Raw genomic sequence first — 20878 nt, forward strand, 5'->3', positions numbered from 1 at the left:
AGGGCAGCAAGTGCATTTAGACGATTGGAAGTTTGAAGCGTTTTATGAAATTCTTTGGAAAATAAGATGTGTATAGGATCTATTTTTGGATTATAAGCGGTTCTGTGATTTTTGCCTGAGGCTCTTTTATGACGATATTTTGACGACAACTCCTGTGTTTTTTCGTTCCACGGGACTCCAATATCTCTATTAATTTTACAAATTTCAAAGTCATTAGAGAGTATAAATTCAGCAAAATCCTCCCATATATCATGAAATTTGTATTTATCCGTTGATAAACCTTCAGAATTAAAAACTTCTAAGTATTTATCTCGGTGTGGATTGTTGGTGTTTTTCAGAACATCTTTTACAAAATCCAAGTTAAAAGATTCTTCTTTTAGAATTTCAAATTTCATAGAGCAACTTTATATGTTGTATTTATATAATTATTTTCGTGCCTCTCCCGATGAAAAAAACCAAAGCAGCAAATAAACGATAGAAACCTCATGCACCCACGCTATAGATGCTTCGTAATTCATCACGGAGTCCGTGACTGAAGGCGAACTAAAACCACATACTCTCAAAAAGCAATAAGAATTCAAAACAACCTCCAAAACCCAAAAATCAGGCGCACATCCGGAGAGCAAATAAAATTATCATTGATGAACGTTATTTATTCAAATGCACCACTTTTGGAGGCGGGAAACCGTTAAAATAGGTGGTTGATGCGACGGTATAGGCACCAATATTTTCAGCATAAAGCAAATCATCAATTTGCAGATCTTCCGGTAGCTCGTCGGCCAGTGAAATAGTGTCGAAAGCGTCGCAAGTGGGGCCAAACGTAGCGCAAATTTTTATCTCTCCGCCCTTGAAGGAATGCAGTGGATAGTGCTGGTGATCAAAAACTTGTCCTGAAAAAGTGTGATAAACACCGTCGTCCAGGTAATAGCATGTTTTCCCATCACGAACAGCTTTGCCAATAATTTTCGTGATCAAGGTGCAGGCTGTCGCTACCATAAATCTCCCCGGCTCGGCAATAACCTGAACATCTTCTTTGGGGAACAAACGCTTTATTTCCGAATTCAATTTTACAGACAGAGCGGAAAAAGATTTTACATCCGGCGTGTACTTTACCGGAAAGCCGCCGCCGATATCCAAAATCTTTCTTTTTTTGCCTTCCTTGTCAATAAACCCAATTTGATAATTTCTTAACTCTGCTTCCTTGAAGATTGATGAGGCGAAATTCAAAGCCTGTGAATAGTTATCAAAATTATTGCACTGGCTGCCGACGTGGAAACTGATGCCTTCAACTCCAAGCCCTAAATTCACAGCTTCGGAGATAAGATCAACCGCCTCTCCGGGATGGGCTCCGAATTTTGAAGACAGCTCAACCATAGAACCGGTATTAGGCACGCGGATCCTTAAAACCAGACCAACATCCGGTGCATGTTTTTTTATTTTTCTTAATTCTTCAATATTGTCAAAAGTAACTAATATTTTATATTCATTTAACTTAGCCAGGACTTCGGCAGGCTTAATGGTATTAGCATAAATAATTTTATCCCAGATAAAATCTTGCCGTTCTTTCTCTGGCAAATGCTTGATATTATCATGAACCAGCATAAATTCAGGGAAAGAAGCCACGTCAAAACTTGCACCCATATCATACATCGTTTTTATAATTTCAGGATTGGAATTGGCCTTAACAGCAAAATATGCCTGCACATCAGGCAATTTTTCCCTGAATTCACGATAATTCTCCCTGATTTTTTCATGATCAATAAAAAAAACCGGCGTACCGTGTTCTTTAGCGCTTTTTTCCAAAATTTCTTTTTGTTTTTCGGTCATATTTTTATGTGATATTATTAACAATTACTAATTATTAATCTATAAATAGAAAATTTTCAAATTGCCAGGGATCGGGATTGTATTTCGCAGCCGGATTTTCTTTAAAAAATATTTTGCGATTTTTAAGCGGCGTCCAGTCCGAGGGCGTGGAAATAAATTTTCCAAGATACGGTTTAGCAATATCCAGAACAAAATCATGAGGCAGGTCGTCGGGCAATTTAATACCTTCTCGCGGATTTTCAAGCATCCAGAGTACGGCAGCAACAATACCTGCCGCTACCTGAAGGGTGGTAGCGTTCTGGCCTGGAGCGAGAGACCTGGCTTCTTCAATGCTTAAAGAGCTGCCCGTCCACCAGGAATTATAACAATGCCCCATCAAGAGCGCTCCCAGAGTATCTTCACCTGATGTAATTTCATCTGTTAAAATTCTTATCTTGGGCTGGAGTTCGTAATTCCGGCAGCGCAATTCATGAAGCGAAGAAAGCGTTTCGTGACAGGGCATATAAGCATAATTTACAGTAGGCCGGTAAATCGCCTCGCCATCTTCCCAAACAGTTAATCTATCTGAAATGCCGAATGCTTCACCATGGCGGATCATCATACCGACAATCTCTTCATCCGGTATCCACGATCTGACCCATGTATTAATACCCATTTGAGGGAAAAAAATCTGATTTTTAGGGCCGTACGGAGGTGTATTGGCTAAGGGCGGCAGCTTCTGCTCATGCGTGCCCCAGCCCATTTCAGCCGGCGCCGTCCCTTCTTCCCGTAACCCTTCAATGCTCCATGTCCCTACAAATTCGTTAACTTTCTTTGGCCGGTTGGTAATTTGAGTATCTCGCTCGCTACAATGGATTACTTTAATTCCTAATTTCTTCGCGAGTTGGGCAAAATCCCTGTTTTTTGCAAGATGGCTGATTTCTTCTTCGTCTCCCGGAGAAACTTTCTTCTCAGCGCAGATGCGCGCAGCAATATCCAGCAAGGCTTGCTTGACGAAGTGAGAAATGAGGCCGGGATTAGCGCCGTGGTCAATAACAGCAGTCGGCGCATCTTTCCAATCACGGGAAAGATCTCTCAATTGCATCTGCCGCCAATAAAGTGATTTTTCAAACGTGCTCTTCGTATAAATTTCCTTAACAGGATCCCAAAGTTCAATCGAAGTATTAACGTACAATACATTGTGATCATGGCACCACTTAATAATATCATTGGCACCGATATTCCAGGCTAAATCAATTAGCAAACCCCCATTATCGACATATTTTGACAAAACTTGATTTAAATTTTCCTCGGTAATTTTTTCACAGACATATTTTAATCCCTGGTCTGTATATTTTTTCAGAGCTTTTGACTTGTCTTCAAAATCAACTATGGTAATGTTTTCTAGCGGAACATCGATTTTGTCCATTAAAACGGGCAGGGTGCATTGTGAAACTGAGCCATAGCCGATAATAAGGATTTTATTGTTGAATTTTTTTTCATTCTTTTTTCATTCCGCAGGAGGTCTAATAATTATTCATAGTTTTTAAATTTTTCCTTAATTCGAAAAAATCATTGCTCTTTCAGCATAATTAGTAAGTGGTGTTTGTTGAGTCGTTGCTGCCAGAAGTTTCAAAACCGTCCAATCCTCTGCGCGAGATTCATTTATCGTATACTCACCCCCCCACCAGCCAGCACCACAGCGGCACAAACCTCACCCTCTTCCCCTCCCTCTCTTCCTCCCCAAAATAATCATCCGTAATATAGTGTTGATAAAACTCCAATCATTCGCAGTATATTACGAAAAAATAAAAAGGTTTGCTGTCCATCTTAACCTTTTAACTATGAGCCGTCTCTCCTTTTACCACCAATTTCGCCCTCCGCCCTATTTTCTCCATCAGAGGATGCTCTGTCTCATACACGAACGTGAACTCCGCCTCAGGATTCAGCTCCATCAACTCCAGCGTATTCTGGAGCGCCACAGTAAGAGACTCATGATCCGGCTCATCTGTTACCTCAGCATTGAAAGGATATGTTTCCTTAAGCTCCAGCGGATACGCGCCAAAAGGCGGCTTAAAATCAAGCACATAGTCAAAATCATCTTCATTATCAAGCCTGTGCGCCCTGATAAGCACCCTGCCTTTCAGCTCGAAGTTTTTTAGCTTTTTCCTGTATCTTAAAACCTCCGGCCTGAGTGCTGATTCAGGACCGCTGTAAAAGAACGTCGATCTCGGCGCAGGCTGGAACTGCTCTATCCAGTCCGAATAACAAAGCGCACGCTTAAGCCCGTTCAGGAGATGGGGATGCGTCCTGCACCTCTGCTCCACGAGTTCCCAGAGGCTTCCCTCTTTTATCGCCTGCTTTACTTCCCGCATCTCAGCGAAGGTCACGTAAAGATTGTGATGCGCCAGAAGCTCTTCACGGTTTTCGCTCTTTATCAACTCGTCTGCGTCGTGCGAGGTACATACAGGACAGGAACACGGCAGGTAATGGAGTTTATCCACATGGTACGTCCCGCGCACGGTCATGTACCTCCCCTCTTTGGCATAGAGGGCATACGAGGCTGAATCGAAAAGATCACAGCCCAGCGCAACAGCAAGGGAGAACATCATTGGATGTCCGGCACCGAAGAGATGAACGGGTGAAGCAGGGGAAAGACCTTTCTTAGACGCAACAATAACATCTACAAGGTCAGAATAGCGATATGACTCCATAAGCGGTACTACCGCGCCAAGTGGATAGACATCAAAATCAAGCCGGCTTAACTCGCGCGCCGTGCGTTCCCTCAGGTCGGGGAACGTTGAGCCCTGCACCGGTGCCGCCAGGAGCATGTCTTTCTTTAGCCCCAGGGCTTCCTTCGCCCTGCTGAAGGTTATCTCAAGCTCGGATTCGGCGCGCTCCCTGGCAACGTCGGGTGGCGTGGGTATGTCGAGCGGAACTCCGATATCCGAACCTATATCCTGCTGGAACCGGATGATCCGGGCGTTATCTACTTCCACCTGCCCGTAAACAGATAGCTGGTAGGAACCCGAATCTGTCATAATCGGACCGTCAAAATCAAGAAGCGAGTGCAGTCCCTCGCTCAGAGCCCTGTCTTTAAGTTCTGGTTTGCGAAATATTATATAAGAATTGGTTATAATAATCTCGGCGCCGAATTTGCGAAGCTCGGAAGGTTTTATGGTCTGGATGTTGGGATTAACAACGGGCATAATAGTCGGAGTCTCGATAGTCCCTTTACGGGTTTCGAGGCGCCCGATGCGTCCGGCGCAGTCCTTATGGGTTATTTCGAAGATTGGGGGCATGGTGGGCTATGATAGGATGGAGAAGTATATTAAAATGAGGATTAGCCCTGTTTCTTAATGTTTGATTTCAGGCATTCATCGTTTTATCCAAAGAATCCTTCCTGTAGTGCCATATAATTAACCCGATCAGAGTAACAATAGAAACAAGATACCCAACCAGATAAGTATCAAACCGCCTGTAATAAACCATCCCCGACCCGGCAGGGTAAACCGCATAGAACCCCTTGATAGTTGAAGTTCGTCCGTCAAGCTCCCACCACTCGGAGTCTAGGTTGGGCGGCACGAACACCACATACCCTGCATCTGCATTCACGCTGAACTTTACAGGCGAAACCTGCGTATAATCAGAGGGTTTAAGGGATGGAATAAATTCGGATTGCTTCTGCGGCTCGGATGGAGGGGGCAAAGAAGATATGTAGAAGCGGGAGACCGGATGAGCGTTTTTGAAGATGTAGAAATTCCCGGTCTCTTTTATTAACTCCAGGTCGGTCTGATTAAAAAGAAAGAAGTATTCTTTATAATCCACTTCTTTAGTTAAAAGTACGTATTTGACGTTTAACGGGATTATAAGCTCACCAAAATTTTTAATTTTGTCTTTATTACCCAGCAGCGACTCAACATAACGCTGTGCAGGATTTGTGGATTGGGAGTAAATAAGATCAATTTCAGCATTTTCTCCCTGGATTATGGGTTTATCAAAGAAAGAAGACGCTGGATTAGCTATTCTTTTCTGAGCATTGGGAATCCATTTGAAATTCATATACTGGTGCCAGGGCAAAAATAGAACATTAAAATCCTGGGAATCCCCGTTTAATAGTTTATTGACATCATACCAGTCCCCAGGATAATCTGTTGGTTCCAGTTGTCCCCAGAAACCGTTGAACATTGTGAAGGAATAAATAAACGGTATGACCAGAGCAATAACGATAACTAACCATGCTGCTGTTTTTTTATATGCGCCAGTACTGAGTACCGGACTACGGGCAATTTTCTCAAACTCTGCTACGCCCAGGGCTCCAAGATAAGAGTAAGAGAGAGCAATCAATGCTGCGAACTTGTGGGAATCTCTTAAACCTCTGAAGAAGAAGATGTTATTGAATAAAAATTCAAATAACGAAGAGAAGGGACCATGGATGCCTGAGCCTAGAATTACTGCAACTACCGCTGTTACCCCAAGAGCTTTCACGGGCAAGCCAGGAACCTTGCTCCTATTGTTGCTGATAAAGCCGTGTATAGCTAAGAAAAGTATGAAAAAGAAAAGAAGGTACCAGTGGGGAATAAAGTCCTTTGTGTAAATATAGCCCTCCCGCCAGAAGCCGTACATGCTGGCTATCGTAAAAACAGCATTGAATGCCGATATTCCCGTGGCAAAGGCATAAATATCAGCCTGGGAGATTTGATTTATCACCGTTGCATTTGCTGTAAATAAAGGTAGCAGCCAGTAAAGGCTCAGCGATAGGTATAGTGCTGCAAGTAGAGCCAGGGATTTTAGCAAGTTTTTTACCGCACCCGCCTGATTTTTTACCTGGTACAATTTAAAAATCAAAAAAATCAGGTATACCAGAATTAGCAGGGTAAGGATATGGGAGTTCAGGGCACCGGTAAGAGCGGTCAAGAGTAATGCTCTTATCAGGTTATTCTTATTCTGGTTATCAAGGAAATCAAGAAAGGATTTTACTGCAAAGGGCATGATAGAATAGGCAAGCAGGATGAGCCAGTGCCCTGCTAAAAACCGAACGTAAACAAAAGGATTTACGGCATAAAGAATGCCTCCAAAGTATTTCGGAACGGAGGATTTTGTATCGATCAGGGAATGCATGGAGATTCCAGAAAGGAATATTATTAAAATTAAGTAGATTTTTTGTAATAGCCAGGCAGGTATTACGTTAGATAGCTGCATGGTTAAGATTTCCATTGCGCTTCCACCGTATACTGGTAATGAGAAGCCATAAAAATATTTAGCAGGGAAGGTTTTTATAGGGAAAACCATATCCAATGTTAATATATAATGTCCTTTAAAATAAAATAAAATAAGGAATGATATAAAGAGATAAAAAAATATCGGATAATATAGATTAACTGTTGCCTTCTTTGAAATTAAAAGATTCATAACCTAACCCTCAATATCATATTAAGCGCAAGGAATATAATAACCTATAGTTTAGTATTTTTGCTTTTAAATATAGAATTATGGCTGCGCTCATATCTTCATTCTACTGAATCTGTTCTTGTGAAAAAATGCAGAGTCAGAAAACCAAGAATAATCAAAACCAAATTAGGGATATACATTTTAACAAACCACCAATCTACCATTAAGCCGTAAATTAGGGATATTAATAAAAATACAGACAGAAGAATTGAGACATCTCTAGAAACGTCTGCTACCGGTACAAGGATTTTCTCCGGTTTAACCTGATGAAAATGCGGTATCTTGAGCATACGGGCAATCTTTTGATTGTTCGCACTCTTTAATGCATGTTGTTTCAGCCGATCCAGGATATGCTTCTTTGCCATGCCAAGCCTCTGCAATGTACTATCAGGCAGTGCAAACTCAAAAAAGCGAACAGCTACGCCAATGACAAGAAAGTAGTATGCATATATAGCGAGGCTCTCGGCGCGCGATTCATCGCCCACAGAGAGAGTCACAGCAGTAGCTGCAAGTAGTACGAGCGCAAGGAAAATCGGATAATTAGAAGAAGGCCAGTCCTTCAGCTCACTTTCTGTCCCCATGTAGATCTATCACCGTGTAATATACAATGAGCGTTCCCATAATAAACATAATATTCCATTCAGCGGGCAGAAAAACAAGATAAGATGCGCTGAGGAACATCAATACAATGTTCTCCCTCCGATACTCCTCATCTCGTCTCTTTTTCTCCTCCAATCCCATACCAAATAACCAGCACATCCTATAAAAGTAAACCCTGAGATAATAACCCCAATGTAGAAATAGGATTGTGGTCTAAAGGATAGTGTTATAGTGAAGTTATCGGCTACACCGATTTTCTGGGGGTCGATATACCATGCGTTGGCGTAGCTGTTGATAAGAAGATGACTCTCTTCGGGTATAGTTTGACCGGATAATCTGGTTAAATCTTTTATTTCGAAGAATTTTGATTCATGCCCGCATTCAGTGACGTTTAAATTCCCATACAGGGCTATTGGGTTGCACTGCATCGAATCTGTGTTGATGTATGCCTGCCAGCCCGGGTGATACGACTCTGAGAATATGAGGTAGAACGGTTTATGGGCAGATTCTATTTTTATTTTGTATTTTGTGGGGTTAATTTTTTGGAAAAAAATGTGAGGGCGGATGCTATAGTCTCTCTCTGAGAAGGTTTTATTCTGGTTCTGATAGGAGATAATAATGTTTTGCTGCTCTGGTGTAAAGCTGGATGAATTTAACAACCGGATAAAGTCATCAAACGTATGGACTGTTATCTGTGCCGACGCAGTATATATGTGCGGCAAGTAAGTGATATTGGAAACTCTATAAACATCGATCTCACCAAAAGAGTTCTCTAATTGAATATTTTTTTGGCTTGAGAAAAATGATTTAATGTCACCCGGAGAGATGATATTTCTACTATCCCAATCCCACCAGATATCGTTTCTTTGTACAATATATCTCACATTCATTAATGCCAACATATTATTGAACTCAGTTACAGAATTGTTCCTAATTCCACCATAAGCCACCGTTATAATCCCTTTGTAATTACTGTTGATAATATATCCATACTGCTGTTGTAGGGTAGGCTTTGTAATTAATCGAGATGGCAAAACATCGGCACCATAATAACCCCATTTATACGGCATCTGATAAAAATCATCGTCTGGTGTTATTAATATCCTGGAATCTTCGATATTATTGTTGATATAGTTGGATGTTTGGTACCAGTAATCTGGTATTTGAAAATAAAACGAAAAACGGAAATCGGGTGGTCCTGTATCTAGTATTTGTCCTGTAATAAGTGGAAAAGTGGAAATCATGAATGAGATGGCTATAAAAGTTACAAATAGATTCGAGGCGGCGTTCTTATGTTTAAATTCCGTTTTCCGTATCATGTTCACAATCGAATTGCAGGATGAACCAACCAGCAGAGCCAAAAAAATAATAAGAATAAGATAAAATTTTGGAAAAGGCTCCCGGAATGCAAAAGAACCCGGGACATAGTTATATAGAAAGAAATTGATGTTTTCCAGCGGGGGATGTAATCCCTTGGCAAGAAACATCAGAACAAGAACGACAGATCCAAAATAAGTATTGATTTTTCTGTAGTTATTTCTAAATAACAGTCCTAAGAATGCTATCAAAGCAGGAATGAAAACAAGGAGCTTTAAAGCAGGATTTGAATAGGCATCAAAATATGATACATAATATGGGGTCCACCACCACATACCATTAAGCCAGAATAGATTTAAAAAACTTGAACGTACATGCATCGAGCTATAGCCAATTATGCTTGTAGTAAAACCCATTTCTGATGTTGTTTTTGTTGAAATTAGAGATATTATAAAAGGGATAATCCACCATATATTTATTAAAAAACATAAAATAGACAAGGAAGCTAAATTTTTTATAATTTTAATTCTAATCCCATTTTCAACTATTATGTAATATACGAATATAATCCCAAATGCTATTAGAATAGATAATAATAAAGTAGGATTTGTACTGGAGAAAGAGCTCATAATTGTTGATACGATTGCAAAGCCGATGATATTCTTCGCCGTTTTCTCATTTTTTTTAAGGTTATTTATTATCCGTACATAAAAAGCAAGAAGCAGTGGTAGAAAAACCAGATTCCACGAAACCTCCTGGTATACTGAATAATTCATTCTATAAAAATTGAACATATAAAAAATGCTTGCTATAACCGCTGTTATCTTCTGATTTTCGTAGATTGTGGTGGATAGCAAATATATTGATAGGCATCCTCCTAAAAGATATAATATCTGAAATAAAATTTGAGCTGCGTTTGGTGGGATATGATTCACTTGTAAAATATACCAAAGACTTCCAAAGATTCCGTATCGTAGCCACTCGGATAATTGCCCGGTATTCGTTGAATCCCATATAAAATTGTCATTATAGAATGTGTTTAGAGAATTAAACCAGAATGGAAAATTATCCCCTCTTCCAATTAAATACCCGGGTTTAAACCAGATGACCGGGGTTAAACTGAGAAATATAATAGCTAATATAGTCAGATATCTGGTTATCTTCAACTTATTGCTCCTAATCCCTGTTATGCGCACTGTTTCTTAATAGATGCAAGTTTTGGTCACAGTAGACTTGGGTTTCTATTAAATGTAAAGGTCATATCTTCTGCTCCAACTCAGTTTTGATGTAGTATAATCCCACCAAACATCTCAATACGAATGTAGCAAAAGCAAGATATGGTTTTTTAATGATTCTCTTCCACTTTCCATATTCTATAAAAACGCCCATAAGTCTATATGTAGCACCAACCTGTTTTTTAATGATTAAGTCCTCATTTCCCCATTTTTCTATATATTTATCCAGGGTATCAGAGTATAATTTTTTCTTTTTCAAATAATTCGAAAGATTGAACACGCCCTCATCGTGATAAAGGCAACCTTTTATAATACCTGTTTCCCCGTGTCCTTTTATTCTTCTATCAAAGTCCCAATCTTCTCCTCCGATCAAATTTTCGTCAAAGCCGTTTATCTCCCTAAATGTCTTTGCTCTAACAAATCTTATTGCATCGATACAGGTTGCATTATAAAATACTCTCTCAAAATTCCTTACTTTAATCAAAAAACCAGTTCCAATAATTTTTTCAGGGATATATAATGCCACTTTGTTTATATCCTGTTCAACTATTTTTATACATTCAGAGATTACAGATTCTGATAGATACATATCAGAATCTATATATAAAATATATTTACCTTTTATATTTTTTGCCCCGGTATTTCTTGCTTTTGATCGCTCGGATTTTTCTTCAATAAATTTTACTCCAAATTTATCTGCGATCTTTTTTGTATTATCTTTGCTAAAATTATCTACAACAATTATTTCTATTGTACCCTCGTAATCCTGGTGCTTTATGGAATCTAAGCATTTCTCTAATGTCCTTTCGGAATTATAGGTGGGTATTATGACAGATACTATAGGAGATCTTTCTTTTGTTACCGCTGGATTACAGGTCGGAATGATAATGCTCATTTTTGGCGTCATTTTTCACCTTCCTTAAGAATACTTCTCCCTGTTCGAGAAATCAGTAAGATGTCCTGTTATAGCACTTACACCTCTTTTTATAAATTTCATGTCATCCATATTCCTGACAGATAGCAATCTTCTCATTACATAGCCCGGCGTAAGAAATACCTTGTATAGCTCCTGCGTCAGCTCTTTGATTTCCTGCTCGGTCATAGGGCACCTCATAACCGGCTCCCGCATATCGAATCTACCCCAGTCCTCGGTCAAAAGCCAGCCCTTTTCCTTGCATTCCCTGAAAAGAGGAGTTCCTGGATAGGGGATAATAATCGTTGCCTGCAGCGTATCTGCCCAGCCTTTTTTGAAAATTTCCTTGGCAAGTTTTACAGTTTGCAAAGCATCTGTTTTCGTCTCCCATGGATAACCCATCATAACTGTAAGATGAGGTTTGAGTCCTGCCTTTTTAGCCGTCATACAGGCATTGGGGATATCATCCACTTTTGTACCTTTATTTATCCTGTCAAGCGTGCTCTGGTTTGCCGATTCAACGCCATAAAGTATGAACCTGAATCCTGCCTTTGCCATCAGGTTATATTCTTCCTGCCTGAGGGCGTTCACGCGCATGTTGCAATGGATATTGATTTTTTTATTATATCCTCTCTCTATCATGCCGGTGCAGAAATCATGAAGCCATTTACCCGCAGGAAAAGTACCGGTATCGTCCATTATCTCTTTCACTTTGTATTTCTCAATAACCATGCCTATCTCATCAAGCAGTTTTTCCGGAGTTCTTGTCCTGAAGGATGGGTAAGTAGTAGTCCAGGAGCAGAATGTGCATTTTGCGTGCCAGCAGTCCCTTCCAACCATCGTGTAGGTTCCAGGCGTGCTCTTATAGTTGCCGTTCTTTTCGCTGTAAAGTTCCCATTTCGTTAAATCGCGGTCTATGAATGGCAGTTCGTTCAAGTCATGGTTAAGCTTGAATAGTCCTGTATTCTTTGTATCCCCGTTTTCTCTGTACCATATCCCGGGCTCCAACTCCTTTCCCCTTGTTAGATGATTAATAAGGTTTAGCATGAGGAAATCGTAATCTCCTCCGGTAAGTATAAAGTCGGCCTTACAGTTCTCCATGGATTCTTGCGGAAGGGCAGTCACATGGTCTCCTGTAAGAATTATCTTTGTATCCGGGCTTAAGTTCTTTACATCATTGATAATACTCCAGTGTTTTTTGATTACCGGAGTCTTTGTCTCTATGGCAATTATATCAGGCGCTTGATTTAGAATATCCTTGCGCCACTGTTCATAGGTCTTATTCTCTGCAATCCCATCATCCCATATAACTTGATAGCCGTTTTCTTTCAACAGAGTAGCAGCATGAGCCGGAACCATCGGGTAGATATAAGTGGGATTGTTAAACCACTGGAACTGCCGGTTTTGAGCCAGCAGTGGAATGCCTTTCGGGCTTTCAAGTGGTGGATAGGATATTGAGATTTTCATTATCATCTCTCCAGTTCCCTAACTAATAAGCCCTGAATAAAGTATATGCCATATACAATGTGTGTTGCTATTGTTCCAGCAAATACGAGAGGATAAAACCTCATATCCTTTCCTGCAGCAGTTGCCATTAAAGAAGCTGCCAGTGCTGCAAGAAGATATATGGATAGTATGGAAATATAGAGAAGCAGCATAGAACTATCTATAAGTGAAAAAATAATTCCAGTCATCATAAAAATGACAAACATTGAGGGAAAGAAATAATTCAAGCGGAGAGATGTTTCAGGGAATCGTTTTGCAAAGAAGCCGCGATGTTGACCGAATCTTGACACTTGCCTTAGATGCTGCTTAAATAATGGTCTGCGGTGGTGGTAAACAACAACATCTGGCGATTCAATCATCTTTTTCCCGAGCCTTTTTATCCCCAGACAAATCAACGTATCTTCACCGGGCCAGTATTTTTCATCCCAGCCGCCGATCTTTTCCAGAACACATTTGAGGGCAATGAAGTTACATGAGTGAATATCATACGATACAAGAGGTTTACCGGTACTGTATCTATTTGCCAGGCCGCCGACCATGAAGGAAGAAAGAACGTACCCACCTGCCTTTTGCAGGATTGAATCCTTCTCAGGCGTCACGCCCGGCCCCCCAACGGCAGCTACCTCTGTATCATTAAAATATTTGAGTGCGTTTTTAAGCCAATCCTTTCTTGGAAATGCATCAGAATCAATGAAAGCCAGGAATTCGCCATTAGAGTTTTTTATTCCAATATTTCTTTTTCTACCAGGAGAAACTTCACCTGTCGGAATTATATTTATACCTTTTACTGAATCTGAATGATGGTCGGGTAATACTATTACTTCGAAATTCTCATACTCAAGCTGTAAGCATCCGTTGATGCATTCTAGAGTAAGTGCATCAATACCTTTGCATGGAATGATTATAGATACACCGGGATTCATTCAATATCCTTTTTTATTAAAGAATAGAATCTTCTTGTTCTCTCTGGACACTTTACGAATGTAGATAAGGATGTTCATTTGAACCATATGTATTTTACTACCCCCCTTCCAGTTCTTGTTGCTAATCTTTTAGATAAAGCAATTATTGAGTCCGTATTTGTAGAGCTTACTATAATAAATTAACTACCACTATCTTTATTATATTACCCCGCACTTGTTTTTGATCTGAAGCTGATATCATGCTATCCGCCCCTGCAGGCCAATTTTCTTATCGTAATACTTTAAGATATATAGCCTGTAAAAGACGGCGATTGTGTCATTTGCTATTTTGAGAATATCTTTTAGTTTTATTCTGCCTTTCTTGCGATGATAATGCAGTACGATTGGAGCATCTATCATCTTATAGCCTGAGTGTCTGGCACTGGCAAGTATTTCAATATCGTAAGCATATCTTTTAACCAGCATTTTTGGTATTATGGTATCGATGACCTTGCGCCTGTAAAGTTTTAATCCCAGTTGAGTATCACTTATCGGCAATCTAAACAGTAACTTAACCACCAGGAGATATGCCAGACTGAGGAGTTTCCTGTTTGTTGGATAATTTATTCTGGACTCAGGATGCCTTTTTGACCCGACAACAATATCTGCGTTGTATTTTTTCATATACTCAAGGAGAGTCGGTAATTGATTTGGGTGCAGCTCTAAATCAGCATCTAAGAATGTTACAAGGTCTCCGCTTGCAAACCTGCACCCGTATTTTATGGCATTTCCTTTACCGTGATTCTGGCTGTAATGCACTACTTTTACATTATCAAAAGATGATGCTGCTTTTGATGCTTCAATAGAGGTATTATCAGTGCTACCGTCATCAACAATTATTATCTCATGAGGTATCTGAAAGCGGTTCATTGTTTTAGATGTTTCTTGAATTGTATTGACAATATGAAGTTCTTCATTATATGTTGGAATGACTATAGATACATCTACCACACACCCTCGCCCCCTTTAACCCTTCTAAATCCTGAGTTACAAAGATATTTAATCGTAAAGTATTTATAGATTGCGCATAGACTCTTCATGTGGGGCAATGAAAATTCGATACGGAGCGGTCGCTTCCAATGGTTATAGAAGCTATGACGATTAATCGCTGCGTGTTGAGTGGTTTATACTGAAACATCTGCTCCGAGGAGACATGGGGGGAAATAAATGGTTGATAAAAGAAACAAAAATAGAACATTTATGGTAAGTTCATTGATTACACTATCGGTTATTATGATACTGATAGCTTTAGTACCTGCCAATGCTGTTACAATCTCGATAAATGAGCTCTCAGGATCGATTATGCGGGGCGATCCGAAAACGTTCATAGTAATGGTGAAGATGGAAAGTCAGGATAAGTTCGTTCCTATCTCTAATATAACTTTAAGCGTTAACGGGCCTAATACAAAAAATTGGACTTTCAATCCTTTCAGTGGTGTACTAACAAATCCGCCAAATGATAAAAACATAACAATAAAGGTGTTATCTCCACCTGGCTCAGGAAGCCCCGGATCTGGTTATGGTTATGGATACGGCTATGATTTCGGCTATGGATATAACAATCAACAGGGAGGAAAGTCCATTTTATTAACTTACCAAATTACTCTCTCAACAACTGACCTGACGCCAGGCAACTATACTGCAACTGCCTATCTCAATACAGGAAATCCTGCTAAGGCTACTTTTGCCTCATCTGCTACGCCATTCACAATAACATCTAATAATTAAATTGTTCCTAATTTTTATTTTTAAACGAAACTTTTAGAATTAGAGGGAAATTTCCCTGTCCATGGCTAAAACAAAACCCTCACCCTGCTGTCAATGCTTGAAACCACCTGCTGCAGCTTATGCTTTTTATCCTCAATGTCGCGCTCAAGCGAAGCAAGGCGATTTTTCGTCGTCTCAAGCTCTTCCTGTACAGAAGCTAGCTTCTCCTGAAGCTCTGATATCCTGCTGCCCAGGCTCTTCTCCTCAGCAACGATCTCCAGTTTTGCTATTTCATCCTTTTTCATCTCGATTTCTGCCATAAGAGTATGGTATTGCTCTTTATACGAGCCAAAAGACGATTGGGCAAGCCTGACCTGCTCCAGCATTTTATCAAGTTTTTCAAGTTTCAGGACATCGCTTTCAACGATGATCTTCTCAAACTCTATGAAGAATCCGGGGCTGCAGCATTTAGAGTCTGATAAACATAGATTCAGCCCCTCCTTGACATCAGGCGCCAGGGTATATCTCCCGCTTTCGCTTAACTGCTTGAGCCTGTTGAGGGCTTTATTCAGAGGCAGAACAATATTATTAATCTCTGATTCTGTCTTTTTTGCGCTATCCAGAAGCGCAGCAAGCTCATCCATGCTCCTCTGGTATTGCTTCCACTGCTCGCTTTCCTTCAGTCGGACAAGGGCGCCCTGCCCTTCCTCAATCTCTTTTTCCAGGGCTGCCACTTTTTCCTCTTTCTCTTTTATGGATATGTTCTCAAGTCCAATGGCGGAATGCATCTCTTTTATAGCCTGTATAGCCTTTAAGGCATTCTCAACCGCATCAAGCAGTTTCTTCCTTTCCTTCAGGGGCTCAACAAGCTGGTTCAAAAGCCTGCCCAGCGCATTTACGTCCGAGATCACCTCTTTTGAGTCTTCAAGGAATACCATCTTAGCGTACTGGTAGCTCTTCATCATGTTCTCGAGGCATACATTCAGAGTTTGCATGGCGTTCTCATGGAATGTGATGATAGTTTTGATATCGGTAGCTTTCGGGACAGTTATATTGTCTGTAAGCAGCCTGACCTGTTTTACCATGTTGTCCCTGTTAGTTGTGGCGACCTTCACCATCTTGAGGTGATACCTTCCTTCAGGCTGCGCCTCTTCAAGCCCGGCAGCGCTTTTTTTGATGTCCCTGAGCGCATCTTCTATATCCGAATAAATGGGAGCGACCTGCCTTTTTACTTCTCCGGATATTTCTTTTGATTTTGGTTCAAGCCATTCCGCAAGCTCATCAAACCCGATCTCAGGCGAAAACGGTTCTTTTTTTCCGAATATCCTCTCAATCCATTTCAAATTATATCATATTATGATGAACTTGATATATTATCAATTCTTTTAGATGGGCTCATCTAACATGTTCCCGCTGAAATAAGTATCGTATGCGCTCATGTCAAAGTGCCCGTGCCCGCTCAGGTTAAAGAGTATGGTCTTCTTCTCACCGCTCTTTTTACACTCAAGCGCTTTATCTATCGCGCACTTTATCGCATGTGCCGATTCAGGCGCGGGAACTATGCCTTCGCTTCTTGCAAATGTCACTCCTGCTTTAAATACCTCTGTCTGGCTGTATGCGACCGCATCTATCACTTTGTCAGCATACAACTGGCTCACGATGGGGGAATCGCCGTGATACCGCAGCCCTCCGGCATGTATGGCAGGCGGGACGTATTCATGTCCCATGGTGTACATTTTCAGGAGAGGCGTAAGTCCCACCGTGTCCCCGAAATCGTACCTGAACTCACCGCCTGTGAGGCTGGGGCATGCTGTGGGTTCAACTGCAACAACTTCTACGTCCTTTGTTCCGGCAAGCTTATCCATAAGGAACGGGAAGCTCAATCCTGCGAAGTTGCTCCCTCCTCCCACGCTCCCAATGATACAATCAGGGTATTCCTCAACCTGCGCCAGTTGCTCCTTTGTCTCCTGACCGATAACGGTCTGGTGAAGCATTACGTGGTTAAGGACGCTTCCGAGGGAATAATGTGTATCGTCATGGGTAGCTGCATCTTCAATAGCTTCGCTTATCGCGATCCCAAGACTTCCCGGGGAACCCGGGTCTTTAGAGAGGATCTTTTTCCCGGCATTTGTTTTATCGCTCGGTGAAGGGATGACATCCGCACCCCACAGATGCATCAACGATTTGCGGTACGGCTTCTGCTGGTAGCTTATCTTTACCATATAGACCGTGCACTTAAGACCGAACAGGGTAGTTGCAAGAGCGAGCGCGCTTCCCCACTGTCCTGCGCCCGTCTCTGTCGCCAGCCGTTCAATGCCTTCTTTCATATTATAATATGCCTGTGCCACGGCTGTATTGGGTTTATGGCTGCCTGCCGGGCTTACGCCTTCGTACTTATAATAAATCCTGGCAGGCGTCTTCAGGGCAGCTTCAAGACGGTGCGCCCTGTACAGGGGAGAAGGGCGCCACAGGCTGTAGATATCCCTGACTTCATCGGGTATTGCTATGAACCTCTCCTGGCTGACCTCCTGCTTTATAAGTTCCATCGGGAAAAGGGGCGAGAGGTCTTTCGGACCGATGGGCTCTTTCGTAGCAGGGTTCAGAGGGGGAGAAAGAGGCGTCGGCATATCCGGTAAAATGTTGTACCATTTCTTCGGGATTTCGTTTTCATCAAGTATTATCTTTGTTTTCTGCACGGGAACATCTCCAGAGAGAATATTTACGGGGTAGTATATCAAGCTTGGTAATCTAAGTCAAAAAAATTATAATTAGAATGAACAATCAGCACCAATAAATAGTTGCATTGTCTATTAGCGTACTCTCATGAAGCTGACGATCCAGAAATCGGACATTAAAGGGACAGCCAAAGCCCCGCCATCAAAAAGCTATACGCACAGGGGCATTGCTATAGCGGCGCTCTCGAAAAAAGCAACTGTCAATAACCCGCTGATTTCAGAGGATACAAAAGCTACAATAAGAGCCTGTGAGGCTTTCGGAGCAAGCATAGAATCAAGGAAAGATTCGCTCATAATCAAAGGATTCGACGGCAAACTAAAAGTCCCGGATAACGTGATCGATGTCGCGAATTCCGGTACCACGCTTCGCATAATGACGGCAGTGGCTTCACTTGCCGACGGCGCCACGGTTCTCACAGGCGATGCCAGCATACGGACAAGACCCAACACGCCGCTCCTGAACACGCTGAACGACCTGGGAGCGGAGGCGTTCTCCACACGCAACAACGGCATGGCTCCTATTGTTGTGAGGGGAAAGATGAGAGGAGGGCGCGTTCACATTGATGGCTCGATAAGTTCACAGTTCATCTCAGCGCTCCTTATCGCCTGCCCGTTCGCGCAGAACGAGACAACGGTTATGATAAAGGGAGAATTGAAGTCCAGACCGTACGTGAACATCACAATAGATATGCTAAGAGATGCCGGTGCCAAAATCACAGCAGAAGGCACGAATTCTTTCATAATCCCTCCGGAGCAGGAGTACAATATGAAGTCGTATAATGTCCCGGGTGATTTCTCCTCGGCTTCATATATGATGGCTGCTGGTGCGCTTTGCGGCGAAGTTACAATCAAGAACCTGTTCCCTTCGGAGCAGGGGGATTCGGCGTTGATCGGGATACTGGAAAAAATGGGAGCGAAAATCCGGTGGGATGAGAAAAAAGGCGAGGTAAATGTTAGCAGGGGCGAACTGCACGGCATTGTTGTCGATGTTGGGGAGACCCCCGACCTTGTTCCAACGCTGGCTGTGCTGGGTGCAGCTTCGGAGGGCACAATGGTCATTGAGAACGCAGAGCATGTAAGATATAAGGAAACTGACAGGCTTCATGCGATGACAGTTGAACTGAAAAAGATGGGTGTGGACATAACAGAAGAAAAAGACAGGCTGATAATCAAAGGCGGGACATTGAGAGGCGCCGAAGTGCACGGCTGGGACGACCACAGGATTGTTATGGCGCTGGCAGTGGCAGGGATGGTGTCAGGTGACACGACCATCGATACGGTGGAATCGGTAAGCATATCATATCCCGGGTTCTTTGAGGATTTGAAGAAGATTGGCGCATGTGTCAAGTCACATGAATAACAGTTAATAAAGACAGTTAATAAAATCTGAGGTAACATCCTGATAAAAGAAATTGTTATACAAAATGCTGCTGCTTCCGGGATTGAGTGGTTAAAGAACCAGAAACCCATTACAGTTAAAGACATATCCAGGACAATCCAGGCATTATCATTATGGGGCGAGACGACATCCGGCATGGTTGAATTACTATTATCAAAGAAAAAAGACGGATTCTGGGAAACGGAAAAACCGGTTCTTGACACCTCAAGAGCTTGCAGTGCGCTGGCAGGATGCGGGATAATATATTCAGATACCATCAACTGGATACTGGAACGACAGGAGGATGGCAACTGGAATAACAACGAGATCGATACTTCATACGCCCTGATAGCACTCGGAGATGCCAGCATAAAAAACGAGCCCGGATGTGAATGGCTGCGGCGCAATTACGGGGAGAAATGGGAATATGCGGGTACGACATCGCTGATAATCACGGCTCTCCTGAAACAAAATAAAACAAAATACGGAGAGTTCATAAAAGACCGCTCAGGCTGGCTTCTTTCCAGAAGGCAATCCGGAGGATGGATATATGTAGCCACGAGCAACCTTGCAATTCAGGCATTGATGCTGGCAGAAGAAAATGATATTATGCCATCTATCCAATGGCTCCTGGGAAAACAGGATAACGGCAACTGGGGCGATATCACTTCAACTTCGCTTTCGTTAATCTCATTAAGGATTTATCCAGTACTTCCGAATAGCTCTACTTCCGAGTGAATGAAATATCAGCACATCTATTTTAAAGTGAATCATCCTCAGATGATGTTTTTAAGCGGTTGATATTTGAGGTCATGATCATGAATATACAACCTCTTGATATAATGGCCATGACCTCAGAGTTATTGAGTAAAACAAACATAATAAAATTACCTGAAGGTACAACGTATAGTTTTCAAGACACACTGAATGTGATTCTGCACGCAGCCACATCAGTTACCAACTCGTTAGAATCAGCAAGCATAGATCTCAGACTGAAGAATCCAGATAAAAATGTGCCATCTGGCGACTCCATTCACGATTATATAAATTCAAACAGTATATATTACATAATGTCCGCATTCAGAAGCATAAATACTGAAATAATCAAACTGGCAAACCTTAGAGGAACTGTTCACGATGTTGCCATCGATTTCCATGACATACCTTACTATGGTGAAAAGGACACATCTGGAGTAAGAGGTATCAAACCCAAGAATGGGACGTGCTGGGGATATTCATTTTGTTCACTTGATATAATTGGAGAAACA

Annotated in this window: 16 protein-coding genes and 1 pseudogene; 4 read left to right on the forward strand and 13 right to left on the reverse strand. The window is 41.7% G+C overall.

The features are described from left to right. The 11 genes from MNV_RS03740 to MNV_RS03790 all read right to left on the reverse strand — a co-directional run. Positions 1-395 (reverse strand): hypothetical protein (locus MNV_RS03740; RefSeq protein ID WP_143311617.1); only part of this gene is annotated, 395 nt, incomplete at its 3' end. Between the two features lie 253 nt (positions 396-648). Beyond that, the gene (locus MNV_RS03745) at positions 649-1827 is read right to left on the reverse strand and encodes a type III PLP-dependent enzyme (RefSeq protein WP_096204038.1); all 1179 of its coding nucleotides are present in this window, start codon (positions 1825-1827) and stop codon (positions 649-651) included. Between the two features lie 34 nt (positions 1828-1861). Next, a complete protein-coding gene (locus MNV_RS03750; protein WP_256999935.1) occupies positions 1862-3286 on the reverse strand; it encodes a saccharopine dehydrogenase C-terminal domain-containing protein in 1425 nt (474 codons plus the stop codon). A 358-nt stretch (positions 3287-3644) separates the two neighbouring features. Then, positions 3645-5108 (reverse strand): tRNA guanosine(15) transglycosylase TgtA, encoded by a 1464-nt coding sequence (gene tgtA, locus MNV_RS03755; RefSeq protein WP_096204039.1) that lies wholly within the window; start codon positions 5106-5108, stop codon positions 3645-3647. 67 nt (positions 5109-5175) lie between these two features. Then, the gene (locus tag MNV_RS03760; RefSeq protein WP_179293788.1) at positions 5176-7023 is read right to left on the reverse strand and encodes an alpha-(1->3)-arabinofuranosyltransferase domain-containing protein; all 1848 of its coding nucleotides are present in this window, start codon (positions 7021-7023) and stop codon (positions 5176-5178) included. Between the two features lie 293 nt (positions 7024-7316). Then, positions 7317-7838, reverse strand: a complete 522-nt coding sequence (locus MNV_RS03765; RefSeq protein WP_096204041.1) for a hypothetical protein — start codon at positions 7836-7838, stop codon at positions 7317-7319. 99 nt (positions 7839-7937) lie between these two features. Next, positions 7938-10370 carry an alpha-(1->3)-arabinofuranosyltransferase domain-containing protein gene (locus MNV_RS03770; protein WP_096204042.1) on the reverse strand — a complete coding sequence of 811 codons (2433 nt, stop codon included), beginning with the start codon at positions 10368-10370 and terminating at the stop codon, positions 7938-7940. Positions 10371-10431: 61 nt separating this feature from the next. After that, a complete protein-coding gene (locus MNV_RS03775; RefSeq protein WP_096204043.1) occupies positions 10432-11316 on the reverse strand; it encodes a glycosyltransferase in 885 nt (294 codons plus the stop codon). 12 nt (positions 11317-11328) lie between these two features. Next, positions 11329-12789 carry a B12-binding domain-containing radical SAM protein gene (locus MNV_RS03780; protein WP_096204044.1) on the reverse strand — a complete coding sequence of 487 codons (1461 nt, stop codon included), beginning with the start codon at positions 12787-12789 and terminating at the stop codon, positions 11329-11331. Positions 12790-12791: 2 nt separating this feature from the next. Next, complete coding sequence (locus MNV_RS03785) at positions 12792-13751, reverse strand: glycosyltransferase (RefSeq protein ID WP_096204045.1); 960 nt, start codon at positions 13749-13751, stop codon at positions 12792-12794. Between the two features lie 237 nt (positions 13752-13988). Then, entirely contained in the window at positions 13989-14741 is a 753-nt protein-coding gene (locus MNV_RS03790) for a glycosyltransferase family 2 protein (protein WP_096204046.1), read from the reverse strand. 216 nt (positions 14742-14957) lie between these two features. On the opposite strand from MNV_RS03790, the gene MNV_RS03795 reads away from it, so the two are divergent. Further along, complete coding sequence (locus tag MNV_RS03795; protein WP_096204047.1) at positions 14958-15518, forward strand: hypothetical protein; 561 nt, start codon at positions 14958-14960, stop codon at positions 15516-15518. 65 nt (positions 15519-15583) lie between these two features. On the opposite strand, the gene MNV_RS03800 is transcribed toward MNV_RS03795, so the two are convergent. Continuing rightward, positions 15584-16840 (reverse strand): coiled-coil domain-containing protein, encoded by a 1257-nt coding sequence (locus MNV_RS03800; protein ID WP_096204048.1) that lies wholly within the window; start codon positions 16838-16840, stop codon positions 15584-15586. Between the two features lie 42 nt (positions 16841-16882). Beyond that, positions 16883-18193: a TrpB-like pyridoxal phosphate-dependent enzyme gene (locus tag MNV_RS03805; protein WP_096204049.1), complete on the reverse strand. Its 1311-nt coding sequence runs from the start codon at positions 18191-18193 to the stop codon at positions 16883-16885. Between the two features lie 127 nt (positions 18194-18320). On the opposite strand from MNV_RS03805, the gene aroA reads away from it, so the two are divergent. The 3 genes and pseudogenes from aroA to MNV_RS03820 all read left to right on the forward strand — a co-directional run. Next, positions 18321-19592, forward strand: a complete 1272-nt coding sequence (aroA, locus tag MNV_RS03810; RefSeq protein WP_096204050.1) for a 3-phosphoshikimate 1-carboxyvinyltransferase — start codon at positions 18321-18323, stop codon at positions 19590-19592. A 174-nt stretch (positions 19593-19766) separates the two neighbouring features. Next, positions 19767-20348, forward strand: coding sequence for a prenyltransferase/squalene oxidase repeat-containing protein (locus tag MNV_RS03815; protein ID WP_096204051.1), 582 nt, complete (start codon positions 19767-19769; stop codon positions 20346-20348). An 80-nt stretch (positions 20349-20428) separates the two neighbouring features. Further along, positions 20429-20878, forward strand: a pseudogene (locus tag MNV_RS03820) (ISH3-like element ISMba14 family transposase); the annotation flags it as partial.

The organism is Candidatus Methanoperedens nitratireducens (genome assembly GCF_900196725.1).
Lineage (GTDB): Archaea > Halobacteriota > Methanosarcinia > Methanosarcinales > Methanoperedenaceae > Methanoperedens > Methanoperedens nitroreducens_A.